The organism is Bradyrhizobium murdochi, from assembly GCF_000472965.1.
GTDB classification, from domain to species: Bacteria; Pseudomonadota; Alphaproteobacteria; order Rhizobiales; family Xanthobacteraceae; genus Bradyrhizobium; species Bradyrhizobium murdochi.
This window is the reverse complement of sequence record NZ_AXAU01000004.1, coordinates 241,871-254,497: the sequence shown is the minus strand read 5'-3', so window position 1 is coordinate 254,497 and position 12,627 is coordinate 241,871. Positions and strand designations below refer to the sequence as shown.

Genomic DNA, 12,627 nt, shown 5'->3' with positions numbered 1-12,627 from the left:
GCGCGATTCGGGGACAGATTCTGCGCTCTCGATCGCCGGATTTTTGGACGCCGCGCGACGCGGAAATGGCAGTCTGCTGCGGACCTGCTAGAGAAGGCGGCGCGGCAGCTTGTAGTCGTCGTCCGCCGTCCACAGCGATCCCGGGTTAGCCCTCCAATTGACCTCGCCTTCACCAAAATATCGGCCGGATGTCGACGGCCTCCGGGCCATCGCCGTGATGCTGGTCCTGAATTTCCATGCATTCCCGGACGCCATGCCGGGCGGCTTCATCGGCGTCGACGTGTTCTTCGTGATCTCGGGCTTTCTGATCACGGGAATCATCGCGCGCGAACTGGAATTCGGTCGCTTCAGTCTGATCGAATTCTACAACCGGCGGATCCGGCGCATCTTCCCGGCGCTGATCGTGGTGCTCTCTGCGACATTGGTACTGGGCTGGTTCTGGATGCTGCCCTCAGCCTTCGCGCAGCTCGGCAGCGACAGTTTCGCCAGCGTGGCGTTTTTGGCCAATATCGCGCTGTTGCTGCAGTCCGGGTATTTCGACGTCGAATCCGCCAAGAAGCCGCTGCTGCACCTGTGGTCGCTCGGCATCGAGGAGCAGTTTTATCTGTTCTGGCCGTTGCTGCTGATGCTCGCAGCCCGGCTGCGAATGAGCATCATGGCGATGGCCGTGGTGCTCGGCATCGGGTCTTTCCTGCTCAACGTCGCGCTGATCGGCTCGTATCCCGTTGCGACCTTCTATCTGCCGCTTACGCGCGCCTTCGAATTGCTCACCGGGGCGGCGCTGGCGTACGGCTGGAACAGGGTCAGCCACAGCGTCAAAGCGAGTGATTGGCGCGCCTGGATCGGCGTGGCGCTGATCGCGACGGCAGCCGTGATCCTCGACAGCCATCGCGCCTTTCCGGGCTGGTGGGCGGTGCTGCCGGTTGCAGGCACCGCACTTCTGCTGTCATCGCCTGCGGCCTGGGTGAACCGCGCCTTGCTTGCGAGCCCGCCAATGGTATGGATCGGGCTGATCAGCTACCCGCTTTATCTCTGGCACTGGCCACTATTGGTGTTCGGCGGGATGATCAAATTCGGTCCGCTGACCTTGCCGGAACGCGAATTGATATTGCTTGCGAGCGCGCTGCTGGCCTGGGCAACTTACCGGTTTGTCGAGATGCCGATCCGGTTCGGCGTCCCAAGCCGACGCAAAATGTTCGGGCTTGGGGCGGGCATGGCGATGATCGCGGTCGCAGGCGGCACGCTCGTCTGGGGGCGCGGCTTCGACTTCCGCCTGCCGCCGGAAATCCGCGCGATGGCCAATGTGACGACCGAGAGCTTCAAGTGGCGGTTTCGCGAATGCCTACTTGATCTCAGCCGCGAAATGACGTTTGCCGACACCTGCGTCGAGCGCGATCGGCGTCCGCTGCTTCTGATATGGGGCGATTCGACCGCCGGCGCGTTGTTACCGGGCCTGCGCAAAGCGCAGGAGAAGCGAGACTTCGGCATTGCGCAGCTCACCTCCAGTTCCTGCATTCCGGCGCTGAATGCCGACATCGCGAGCATGCCCAATTGCCGGGCGATGAACGACAAGGTCTTGTCGCTCGTTCGGCAGATCAAGCCCGACGTCATATTGCTGCACGGAACCTGGGAAAAACATCTCGACAACGTGGCCGAGACGGTGGCCGCGCTGAAGAAGGAGACAAATGCCCGCGTCGTTGTTCTCGGTGGGGTGCCGATGTGGCGGCGCGGGCTTCCGTCCGAAGTGCTCCGATACTTCATGCTCCATCGCACGCTGATCCCGCAGCGTTCGCCCAACGGCATCCCGCCCACCGCCTACGATGCCATCATGCGCGCCAGGCTCGAGCCGCTCGGAGCAGAATTCATCTCGGCGTCGGACGTCCTTTGCAACGCACAGGGTTGCCTGACGCGCATTGGCGATGCGGTCGGCGATTTGACCGCGAGCGATCAGGTCCACCTGACCGAAAAGGCGTCGGTATTCCTGATCGCATCGATCATCGACCGCTTGCTCGGCAGCGAGGCGTCAGGTCGTAATGGGCGTTGAAGAGTTCTAGGCGCGGCGGCTCACCTGGCCAGACTCGACGTCAAAAATCTCGCCGGTCGCTCCGATGTCGACGAACGCTGCCGGATCGGCGCCGGTCATCCAGACCTGCGCGCCGAGCTTTGCTAGTTCATCGAACAGTGCCTTGCGCCTGACGGGATCAAGATGCGCGACGACTTCGTCGAGCAGCAGCAGCGGCACGATCCCGGTCATCTCGGCGACCAGCGTGGCATGGGCCAGCACCAGCCCGATCAGCAGCGCCTTCTGCTCGCCGGTGGAGGCGTCGCGGGCCGGCATGTTTTTTGGTGCATAGATCACCTGCAAGTCCGTGAGATGGGGACCGTCCAGCGTGCGGCCAGCGGCGGCGTCACGGGCGCGGCTGGCGCGCAGGATATCGCGGTAGCGGTCCTCCACGGCGGTTGCGGATTCATTGACCAGCGCATTCTCCATCCAGCCGTCGAGCATGATCTGCGCCGACGGAAAGGCCGAAGCTGCGCCGCGTTCGCGCAGCATCGCCGCCAGTTTCGTCACCGTCTGGCCGCGCGTGGCGGCAACCGCGACCGCCAGCTCGGCAGTTTCGCGCTCGATCGCGTCACACCAATGATCGTCATAATTGCGCACTTCGAGCAGGCGGTTGCGCGAGCGCAGCGAACGCTCCAGCGCGGAAACGCGGCTGGAATGCTCGCTGTCGATCGCCAGTACCAGGCGGTCGAAGAAGCGCCGCCGCTCCGAGGCAGCGCCAAGGAACAGGCCGTCCATCGCCGGCGTCAGCCACACCATGCGCAAATGATCGCCGAACGCGGCTGCCGAACCCACCGGCTCGCGATCGATCCGGCAGCGCCGGCTGGAGCCGCCGTCCGCGGCCGGCGCATCGATGCCGGTGCCAAGCGTAGCCAAGCCCAGCGCGCCCTCGACCTCGGCCGACACCGCCCAGGAGCCGTCGCCCTGATTGTCGGCGACATCCTCCAGCGTCGCGCGCCGCAGGCCGCGTCCCGGCGACAGAAACGAGATCGCCTCCAGGCAATTGGTCTTGCCGGCGCCGTTCGGCCCCACCAGCACCACCATATCGCCGCGCACCTGCACGCTCGCCGCGCGATAATTGCGGAAGTGCGTGAGTGACAGGCGGTGGATGCGGGAGGGGGTCATGGCGAGTTAGCGTCGGCCTTTCTTACCCTCTCCCCTTGTGGGAGAGGGTGGCGCCTCATGAAGTGAGTCCTCCAGCACGGCAGAGGGGTGTTGCAGCACGTCATTGTTCCAGTAGCGCGCAATTCGAAATCCTTCAGCGATCAACACCGCTTCCCTCGCTTCGTCACGCGTCGATGATACGTGCTGACTTCCATCGACTTCGATGACCAGCCGCTTCTCGAAACAAACAAAATCGAGAATATAGTTTCCGAACGGAACTTGCCGTCGAAATTTGAAGCGTGCGAGGCGCCGGTCGCGAAGCAGTCGCCAAATAGCTAATTCCGCATCGGTGGGCTCATGACGCATCTTCTTGGCGAAGCTGCGGATGCGCTTGGCAACAGACCTATGGCTTGGTGTATGCGGCGCGAACCCCTCACCCGTCGCCGAACTTTGTTCGGCGCCACCCTCTCCCACAAGGGGAGAGGGAAGGTCGGTGTCCGTTTCACGAGGCGCAGTCACACCCGCATCGGCATCAGCACGTAGAGTGCGCCCTTGTTGTCCTTATCCTGCACCAGGGTCGGCGAGCCGGGGTCGGCGAGGCGGAGGACGGCGACTTCGCCTTCGATCTGAGCGGCGATGTCGAGCAGGTAGCGCGAGTTGAAGCCGATATCGAGCGCGTCGGAGGCGTATTCGACTTCGAGCTCTTCGGTGGCGCTGCCGGAATCCGGATTGGTCACCGACAGCACGAGTTTGCCGACGGACAGCGCCAGCTTCACGGCACGGCCGCGCTCGCTCGAAATTGTCGAGACGCGATCTACCGCCGCCTCGAAATCCTTCTTGTCGACGATCAGTTCCTTGTCGTTGTTCTGCGGGATGACGCGGCCATAATCCGGGAAGGTTCCATCGATCAGCTTTGAGGTCAGCACGACATTGCCGAGGGTGAAGCGGATTTTGCCCTGCGACAGTTCGATTTTGACTTCGGCTTCATTGTCCTCGATCAGCCGCAGCACCTCGCCCACCGTCTTGCGCGGCACGATCACGCCGGGCATGCCGGTGGCGCCGGAGGGCAGCGCCAGATCGATCTGCGCCAGCCGATGGCCGTCAGTCGCAACCCCGCGCAGCGTCGTGGCCTTGGCGCTGCCGGCCGTGTGCAGGTAGATGCCGTTGAGGTAATAGCGGGTCTCTTCGGTCGAGATCGCAAACTGCGTACGGTCGATCAGGCGCTTGACGTCGGCAGCCGTGAGCGAGAACGAATGCGTCATGTCGCCGGCGGCGAGATCGGGGAAATCGCTTTCGGGCAGGGTCTGCAGGGTGAAGCGCGAGCGGCCGGCGCGGATGGCCATTACCGAGCGGTCGCCGTCGGCCTCCAGCACGATCTGCGCGCCGTCGGGCAGTTTGCGGACGATGTCATAGAACATATGCGCCGGCACGGTGGTGGAGCCGGCGGTTCCGGTCTCCGCCGCCAGCGTTTCGGTCACCTCGAGATCGAGGTCCGTCGCCTTCAGCGACAGCCTGGCGTTTTCGGCGCGGACCAGCACATTGCCGAGGATCGGGATGGTATTGCGGCGCTCGACCACGCGATGGACGTGACCCAGCGATTTCAGCAGTTGCGCGCGTTCGACGGTGACCTTCATTGCAATATCCGCCAGAGATGGAAAAGCCGGGCGGCCCGTCAAGGCAGCGCCGCGGCATTGGAAACCCGAAAAGCCGGATCACGACCGGATTTGATCAAACCCCCGGGGGGACCGCAAGGTGGCGCGGATGGGGCGCCGGTGCAAGGGAGCAGGCCGCCGTTCCCCCACTTTTGCGGCGAAAAATGGCGGCAGAAGAAAATTCTCCCGCCCCCCAACTCGGGTTTACCCGAGTTGGGCATCATAATTATCGAAGTCGGATAAATCCGACTTCGATTTGATCAGGGCGGGAGAGGCTGGGGAGGAGCTAGATCCTGTTCCCTTAGAGCATTATTCCTGCAATTGCCGCTTCAGAGACTCGACCTCTTCGGACAGCGCGATATCCCGGGCCACCAGTGCCTCTATCTTGCGTACGGCGTGCAGCACCGTGGTGTGGTCGCGACCGCCGAACCGTCGGCCGATCTCGGGCAGCGAGCGCAGTGTCAGCGTCTTTGCCAGATACATCGCCACCTGGCGTGGGCGAACCACGTTCGCGGTCCGCCGCGACGACAAGAGATCCGAACGGCTGACATTGTACTGCCGGGCGACAACCCGCTGGATGTCCTCGATCTTGATCCGCTTCGGTTCCTGCGGACGGATCAGGTCGCGCACTTCGCGCTCGGCCATTTCCAGCGTCACCGGCTGGGCGTTGAGCTTGGAATGGGCGAGCAGGCGGTTGATGGCGCCTTCGAGGTCGCGGCCGTTGTGGGTGATGGTGCGCGCCAGATAATCCAGCACTGCCTCGGGCACATCGAAGCTCGCATGATGCGCGCGCGCCGCCGCCACGCGCGATTTCAGGATGCCGAGCCGCAGCTCCTCGCCGAGCGAGCCCATCTCGACAACGAGACCGCCGGCCAGCCGCGAGCGCACGCGGTCGTCGAGGCTCTCGAGGTCGGACGGCGGGCGGTCGGCGGCGATCACCACCTGTCGTCCGGCATCGATCAGCGCGTTCAGCGTGTGGCAGAACTCGGCCTGGGTCGACTTGCCCTGCAGGAACTGCAGGTCGTCGATCACGAGCACGTCGATGCCGCGCAGAGCCTCCTTGAACGCCAGCGCCGTCTGCGTCTTCAGCGCAGCGACAAAGCCGTACATGAATTTCTCGGCGGTGAGATAGAGCACCTTGCGCTCGTTCCCCGAATTGCCGGCCCATGTCACGGCCTGCAGCAAATGGGTTTTGCCGAGGCCGACGCCGGCGTGAATGTAGAGCGGGTTGAACATCACGGGATCGCCGCGGCGGCCTTCTGCAACCTGGCGCGCCGCCGCATGGGCGAGGGTATTCGAGCGGCCGATGACAAAACTTGCAAAGGTCAGGCGCGGGTCGAGCGGCGAGCCGCCGAGCGCATCATGGCTGGCGGACACCGGCGCAGTGGCGGTCGCGCGCAGTTCAGGCGCGGGCCGGCCATTAGCCTGCTCGGTACGGCGTTGATCGGCTGGCGCGGTCGGTTCCTTGACGGGCGCGGCGGATCGCATCGCCGTGCGCACGGTGAGGTCGATCCGGTGCACTTCCGGCATCTCGGCCTGCCAGCAGGTCAGGACACGATCGGCGTAATGCGCCTGGATCCAGCTCTTGAGAAAGCGGGTCGGCACCGACAGATGGACGCTTTCGTCCTGCACGCCTTCGAGGTCCATGCGCGCAAACCAGCTCGTGTAGACGTCTTCGCCCACACTCGTCCGCAACCGCCCCTTCACGCGCGACCAGCGATCCTGTTCCATATTTGTCATTGCCTGAGAACTTTTCTGAATGAGTAATGGTGTCTTGTGAAATCGGCTGGCGGTAGCCTTGCAGGTCTCCTGCCAGACGTGACCTCGGCGCGGCGCTTCAACCACCAGACACAGATCTAACGTTCGGCGGAATCGCCGTTGCACAGATCAAAGGCTGGATGGAGTGGAAGGCTGCCGCGAGGTCAGCGGGTACTCGACGCTCGGTGTGGAGCTCGCGTAGGGGGACGGCCAAAAACGTTGTTCAGGAATTCTGAAGCGGTCTCGATGGAAATAAGCGTGCTGAATGTCGCGTTGATTCCGTAAAGCATAGTACCTCCCCCTCTCGCCGCGAGAGCGCGCGACGAGTAACCACATCACCAGTGTTTCAAAGCCAGTCTGCTGCTACCGAACATCCGCTTGTTCGACCGCTGCGTCCGCCGCGTACCTCAGTCTGTCGTCTTCAACACGTTCACGAGCTCCGCGTTCCCAATCGCTGCATGGTCGGCAAGCATCTTATTCCCCTTGTCCGGAGCGCGCTTCAAACGTGAGCGCCACGCCGGGAAATTTAGACACAGAACAACCGTCCTCATATTGCTATGAGTTACCAACTCAGCTTCGCTTGGAAAGCGTCGCTAACGCGCACACCGCCGCCGATTTGCACGTCGCTCTTGGGTCTCATACCGCGCTGGTCAGGAGAGCCTTGAGCGTCGCGAACGAGTAACAAATACACCAAGCGTGATTTCTGACAATCCGTGATTCGACGATGTCGCGTGACTCTTCGGCTGTGTTGCAACACTGCAAATGCGACACTCCACACCAAGTTTTTGAATCAGCGCACAGAATCCCGCGGCGCGAACGAGCGTGACAATTTTCGCCGCACGCGCAAAATTTTTTAAGAAACCGTTACAATCTTGGTTACCGGGACCAATTTTCAAAACGCTTGTCCTCGCTATGTGGATAAGTGATTAGCGAGACGAAGCTTTTCGGAATTGTTTTCGCAGGGTAACTCGCGCGAGCGATGCCGGCAGAGGAGGCGGGTGTTGTCTGATCAGGTCAGCCGCCGCGATCGCACTTCTCGCAAATGCGCACGACAACGCTGGTGCAATAAGTTGCACCTCGTAAAACTACGGGTGCCCGAAATATGACACGCAAGCCGGCGCTCAGCAACGAGACAATCGAATTGTCACGGTCGATCCGGCGCGCAGCCTTTGGTGTGTGTCCGAAATCCAACAGGGTGCACGTCCGTGACGAAAATGAATTTCGGGCTCGTGCTCATGCGCCGGTATGGCAGAAAAAGAAAAAGCCCGGCGACGCCGGGCTTTTGACGAATACTTACTTCTGTCAGCTCACTTCGCGAGCTTGGCGATCGCATGCGTCAGGCGCGACACCTTCCGGCTCGCATTGTTCTTGTGAATGATGTTGCGCTGCGCCGCCTGCATCAGTTCCGGCTCCGCGCGCTTCATCGCTTCCAGCGCCGCATTGCGGTCGCCGCTCTTGATCGCTTCCTCGACGGTCCGGACCGCGCCGCGCATCTGGGTGCGACGCGACTTGTTGACGATGGTGCGGCGGGCAATCTTGCGGGTCGCCTTTTTGGCGGAAGTCGTATTGGCCATGTTCTCAACTATCCTTCGGCTGTCATCGCTCGGGTGGTCGGCCCTTGAGCGCGCCGGCCGTTCAAATCGCGTGATCGCTGGTTGTATTTTCCAGGGTGTTCGTAACCTAAGCCGTTCTTGAGGATGCCATGGACGGAAGCCAAAATGCTCCCGCAAGCGGCGCTGCTCAAAGAACAGCGGCGGCGGGATTGCGCCCGCCGCCATTGGGGGTCTTATAGAGGGCGCATCCTGCACCGTCAACGCTTTCCGGCCTCCCGAAAGGCTGGAAAAGCGGCGGAACGGGGCGCGTAAGGTGCTGACGAGGTTGAATTTCCGGGGTGCCCCCGGTATTGGCTGACGGCCTTTTGGGGGCGACAGATATAAGGTGACGCATGATCCGCGGTTTTTTCCGGCTTATCGGCCTGCTCCTTCTGGCCGGCGGATTCATCTTCATGGTCTATGACGGGGCCCGTTTTGTTGCCGACCAGACCCTGCGGTTTACCCGGTTCGGCCAGTTCTGGAACGATGTCCATCAGTCCAGCCAGCTTGCGTTCCGGACCTGGATCGAGGCTAACGCACCCTGGCTCTGGGACAGTGTCATGAAGGTCCTGCTGGACCAGCCGGTTTTCGCCGTCCTGGGCGTGGTCGGCATTCTGCTCATGATCCTGTTTCGGCCCCGCAAGCCGTTGATCGGCTATTCGCGGGACTAACCTGGCCGGCCGCCCGCCTCGGGCCAGGTAACAGGGCTGCGGTAACAGGCGTAAAGACATATATAGAAGTCCGACCGGACGATGCCGTCGTCACGTCCGCCGATGTCCCGCCTGGAGGTGCTCCATGTTGTTCATGCGCAAGACCACCGTGTTGCCGAGCGCAGCCGAAGCGCTGCCGGGCCGTGCCACCCCGATACCGACCGCAACCACGCACTTCGTCAACGGCCGCAAGCTTCAGCCGCCCTATCCCGCCGGCCTCGAACAGGCGGTTTTTGGATTAGGCTGCTTCTGGGGCGCAGAGCGCAAGTTCTGGGAGCTCGGCGACGGCATCCATGCGACCGCCGTCGGTTATGCCGGCGGGCATACGCCCAATCCGACCTATGAAGAGGTTTGCTCGGGCCGCACCGGTCACACCGAAGTGGTGCTGGTCGTGTTCGATCCGAAGAAGATCGCCTACGAGCAGCTCCTGAAGACGTTCTGGGAAAATCACAACCCGACGCAGGGCATGCGCCAGGGCAACGATGTCGGTACCCAGTATCGCTCGGCGATCTACACGTTTGGGGACGCGCAGCGTCAAACCGCCGACGCGTCGAAGGCTATGTACCAGAAGGCGCTGGCGGCGAAGGGCCTTGGCGCCATCACCACCGAGATTGCGGCGGCGGGCGAATTCTATTTCGCCGAGGACTATCATCAGCAATATCTCGCCAAGAACCCAGCGGGCTATTGCGGGCTAGGCGGCACTGGCGTGTCCTGCCCGATCGGCGTCGGCGTGAGCGCTTGATGCTTGCTTCTCTCTCCCTCTCCCCGTGAACGGGGAGAGGGAGCTTTGAGTGCCGTCGTCGCACTCGACCTTCCAAAAAACCGTTTATTAACCATACCCGATGCAAGACTAGAGCTGTCTCGCTTTGAGGGATGGGCTCCGGTGCGGGTTGTACGCGCGTTTCGAATACCGATCACTGCGATCATCACCGCGCTCGCGCTGTCGGGCTGCATGCGCACGACCGGGCCGGTTGCGGTCGCGCCGCAGGGCGATCTCGACCAGATGGCCTATGGTCAGCCCAACAGTCCGCCGCCGCGGACGGCCTCGGTCGATTCCGGTGGCGGCGCCATTGGCGCGCTCCGCGCCGCCTTTGCTGCGGCGCCACGAACGGCACCGGCACCCGCCGTTGTTGCCGCGCCTGCCGCCTATGCCGAACCCGCGCCCATGCGATACGACGCGGCCTATCATCTCGATGCCGGCGACAAGCTGCGCGTCGTCGTCTATGGCCAGGAGGGCCTGACCAACACCTACGCGATCGACGCCGGCGGCGCGATCACGATGCCGCTGATCGGTTCGGTGCGGGCGCGCGGCCGCACCACGGCGGGACTGGCGGCGGAGATTTCAGCGAAACTGCGCGCTGGCTTTATCAGGGAACCATCGGTTGCCGTTGAGATCGAAGCCTATCGGCCGTTCTTCATCCTCGGCGAGGTCGCAGCACCCGGGCAATATCCCTACGTCCCGAACATGACGGTCGAGAGCGCGGTGGCGATCGCCGGCGGCTTTTCGCCGCGCGCCCGCCGCGACAGCGTCACGGTCACCCACACCGATGCGTCCGGCACGTCGCGCTTCGTGGTCCCGCCCGGCAGCCCGATCGGCCCCGGCGACACCGTGCTGGTCAGCGAGCGCTGGTTCTAGAGCGCCAAGCCATCATCGAGCTATCATCTCGACCGCGCTTGTTTCCTGAGCATTTGTGTCAGGCAAATGCCTCGCATTTGACCAAGAAAATTCACCATCCGTTGGGCGTGAGCGCGAACGCTGCGTTCCGCATCACTTCGGGCCGCTTCGGTGCGATGAATTGGCGCTATGCGCTGAATGCGCTCGAAACCATGTTCCATCTTGCGCTGCAGCGATGTAGAAAGCCGCCGTTCAATCGAGGCGCCCCGGCTTGTCGGTAGAGTGCCCGCAATCCGGAGTTGACTATGAACCATCATTTGCCGGTCCGCGTGGTGCGCGCAGCGACTGCTGTAGCGTTGCTCGCGTCCATCGCCCTGACAGCTTTGTGCGCCTCTTCGCATCAAGCATCGGCGGCGGATCCCTATCCGAGCCGGCGCATCACCTTCGTGGTGCCCTATCCTGCGGGCGGCGCCACCGACGTCTTGGCCCGCTTGCTCGCCAACAAATTGCAGGAGTCGTGGAAGCAGACCGTCCTCGTGGAGAACAAGTCGGGCGGCGGCGGCGTGGTCGGCAACGACTACGTGGCCAAGGCACAGCCCGACGGTTACACCGTGCTGGTCGGCATCACGCAGATCATTCAGGCGCCGAGCCTCGTTACGAAGCTGCCGTACGATGTCTTCAAGGATCTCGCGCCCGTTACCCAGATCGCCTTGTCGACCATCGTTCTGGTGGTCCCCGAGCAGCAGCCGATCAAGTCCGTCAAGGAACTGATCGAATATGCCAAGGCGAACCCCGGCAAGCCTTACGGCACCTTCGGCAACGCCACGACGTCTCACCTCTACGGCGAATTGCTCAAGAAGACCGCCAATATCGACATGACCCATGTCCCCTATCGCGGCTCGGCGCCTCTCACGAACGACTTGCTCGCCAACACGGTTACTTCGGCGTTCCAGGACCTGACCACGGCCAGCGCGCAAATCAAGGCGGGCAAGCTCAGGGCGTTGGCAGTTGGCGGCGAAAAGCGCAGGACCGCGTTGCCCGACGTGCCGACGATGGGCGAACTCGGTTATCCCGGGTTTGAAATCGAAGGCTGGCTTGGCGTGTTCGTGCCCGCCGCAACGCCCAAGGAGATCGTGAAGAAGCTTTCCGACGAACTCGCCCGCATCATCGCTTCGCCCGAGGGCGTCGCCGGGATCGAGACGCTCAGCCTCGTGCCGGTGGGCGGATCGGCGGAAACGTTCGAGAAAGTCCTGCGCCGCGACCACGCGAAATGGGCCGATGTCGTGAAGGCTACCGGCGTCAAGGGCGAGTGAGGCGGGAGCTCTCTCCGTCATTCCGGGATGGTCCGAAGGACCAGACCCGGAATCTCGAGATTCCGGGTTCGATGCTACGCATCGCCCCGGAATGACGCCCTTCGGGGCGTCACTTCAAATGCTTCTCAAAGAACGCCAGACTGCGCGGCCAGGCGATATCGGCGCTGGCCTTGTCGTAGCTGGCGCGTTCGTCGCAGTGAAAGCCATGCTGCGCGCCGGGATAGAGATGGACTTCGACCTCCGGCCGCTTGGCCTTGATGGTTTCGACGTCGGTTAGCGGAATGCCCGCATCCTTTTCGCCGAAATGCAATTGCGTCGGCACTTGCGGCTTGTCGTCGGCAAAGCGGACGACGGCGCCGCCGTAATAGCCGACCGCGGCAGACAAGCCCGACAGCTTGGTCGCTGCCGCATAGGCGACGCTGCCGCCGAGGCAGAAGCCAATGATGCCGACCGGGCCGACATCCTTCACGGCGTCGATCGCGGCCTGGGTATCGCGCAGCATCGCGGCCCAATCCGGATTGGCGATGAACTTTCGTGCGTTTGCAATCTCGTCAGGCGAATAGCCGCATTGGAAGTTCGGTTGCGTGCGATCGAAAATCGACGGCGCAATCGCGACATAGCCTTCGCCCGCCAATCGGTCGCACACCGAGCGGATGTGGTGGTTGACGCCAAAAATCTCCTGGATCACCACGATGGCCGCTTCCGGCCGACCTGCGGGATCGGCGCGATAGCCGCCCAGTTTGAAACCGTCCGAAGCCGTCAGTTCGATATCTTGTCCCACGGATCATCCATTTGCGTTTGAGTTGCACGAGATCGATGTT

11 protein-coding genes are annotated in these 12,627 nt (G+C 62.7%); 5 read left to right on the top strand and 6 right to left on the bottom strand.

Annotated features, from left to right (window positions below; translation table 11 throughout):
- Positions 1–157 precede the first annotated feature (157 nt).
- Positions 158–2,044 (top strand): acyltransferase family protein, encoded by a 1,887-nt coding sequence (locus YUO_RS0113880; RefSeq protein ID WP_028347807.1) that lies wholly within the window; start codon positions 158–160, stop codon positions 2,042–2,044.
- Between the two features lie 6 nt (positions 2,045–2,050).
- Here YUO_RS0113880 and recF read toward each other — a convergent pair whose 3' ends face one another.
- From recF to rpsT, 5 genes are all read right to left on the bottom strand, one after another.
- Positions 2,051–3,187, bottom strand: coding sequence for a DNA replication/repair protein RecF (gene recF, locus YUO_RS0113875; RefSeq protein WP_028347806.1), 1,137 nt, complete (start codon positions 3,185–3,187; stop codon positions 2,051–2,053).
- 6 nt (positions 3,188–3,193) lie between these two features.
- The gene (locus YUO_RS44755; RefSeq protein WP_430649538.1) at positions 3,194–3,640 is read right to left on the bottom strand and encodes an endonuclease domain-containing protein; all 447 of its coding nucleotides are present in this window, start codon (positions 3,638–3,640) and stop codon (positions 3,194–3,196) included.
- A 41-nt stretch (positions 3,641–3,681) separates the two neighbouring features.
- Positions 3,682–4,800: a DNA polymerase III subunit beta gene (gene dnaN / locus YUO_RS0113865; protein ID WP_028347805.1), complete on the bottom strand. Its 1,119-nt coding sequence runs from the start codon at positions 4,798–4,800 to the stop codon at positions 3,682–3,684.
- 327 nt (positions 4,801–5,127) lie between these two features.
- On the bottom strand, positions 5,128–6,558 hold the full coding sequence (gene dnaA / locus YUO_RS0113860; protein ID WP_028347804.1) for a chromosomal replication initiator protein DnaA: 1,431 nt from the start codon (positions 6,556–6,558) through the stop codon (positions 5,128–5,130).
- A gap of 1,325 nt (positions 6,559–7,883) precedes the next feature.
- Positions 7,884–8,150 (bottom strand): 30S ribosomal protein S20, encoded by a 267-nt coding sequence (gene rpsT / locus YUO_RS0113850; protein WP_028347803.1) that lies wholly within the window; start codon positions 8,148–8,150, stop codon positions 7,884–7,886.
- 371 nt (positions 8,151–8,521) lie between these two features.
- On the opposite strand from rpsT, the gene YUO_RS0113845 reads away from it, so the two are divergent.
- The 4 genes from YUO_RS0113845 to YUO_RS0113825 all read left to right on the top strand — a co-directional run bounded on the left by YUO_RS0113845 (position 8,522) and on the right by YUO_RS0113825 (position 11,806).
- Positions 8,522–8,839, top strand: coding sequence for a hypothetical protein (locus YUO_RS0113845; RefSeq protein ID WP_028347802.1), 318 nt, complete (start codon positions 8,522–8,524; stop codon positions 8,837–8,839).
- 124 nt (positions 8,840–8,963) lie between these two features.
- Entirely contained in the window at positions 8,964–9,620 is a 657-nt protein-coding gene (gene msrA, locus YUO_RS0113840; protein WP_028347801.1) for a peptide-methionine (S)-S-oxide reductase MsrA, read from the top strand.
- Between the two features lie 141 nt (positions 9,621–9,761).
- Positions 9,762–10,514, top strand: a complete 753-nt coding sequence (locus tag YUO_RS0113835; protein ID WP_028347800.1) for a polysaccharide biosynthesis/export family protein — start codon at positions 9,762–9,764, stop codon at positions 10,512–10,514.
- Between the two features lie 284 nt (positions 10,515–10,798).
- Positions 10,799–11,806 carry a Bug family tripartite tricarboxylate transporter substrate binding protein gene (locus YUO_RS0113825; RefSeq protein ID WP_083754582.1) on the top strand — a complete coding sequence of 336 codons (1,008 nt, stop codon included), beginning with the start codon at positions 10,799–10,801 and terminating at the stop codon, positions 11,804–11,806.
- Between the two features lie 109 nt (positions 11,807–11,915).
- Here the strand turns inward: YUO_RS0113825 and YUO_RS0113820 are convergent, their stop codons facing one another.
- Positions 11,916–12,587, bottom strand: coding sequence for a dienelactone hydrolase family protein (locus YUO_RS0113820; protein ID WP_028347797.1), 672 nt, complete (start codon positions 12,585–12,587; stop codon positions 11,916–11,918).
- Between the last annotated feature and the right edge of the window lie 40 nt (positions 12,588–12,627).

Excerpts from the sequence above, each read along its gene's own strand:
- recF (WP_028347806.1), bottom strand. The coding sequence starts at position 3,187 with ATGACCCCCTCCCGCATCCACCGCCTGTCACTCACGCACTTCCGCAAT.
- dnaN (WP_028347805.1), bottom strand. The coding sequence starts at position 4,800 with ATGAAGGTCACCGTCGAACGCGCGCAACTGCTGAAATCGCTGGGTCAC.
- dnaA (WP_028347804.1), bottom strand. The coding sequence starts at position 6,558 with ATGACAAATATGGAACAGGATCGCTGGTCGCGCGTGAAGGGGCGGTTG.
- rpsT (WP_028347803.1), bottom strand. The coding sequence starts at position 8,150 with ATGGCCAATACGACTTCCGCCAAAAAGGCGACCCGCAAGATTGCCCGC.
- YUO_RS0113845 (WP_028347802.1), top strand. The coding sequence starts at position 8,522 with ATGATCCGCGGTTTTTTCCGGCTTATCGGCCTGCTCCTTCTGGCCGGC.
- msrA (WP_028347801.1), top strand. The coding sequence starts at position 8,964 with ATGTTGTTCATGCGCAAGACCACCGTGTTGCCGAGCGCAGCCGAAGCG.
- YUO_RS0113825 (WP_083754582.1), top strand. The coding sequence starts at position 10,799 with ATGAACCATCATTTGCCGGTCCGCGTGGTGCGCGCAGCGACTGCTGTA.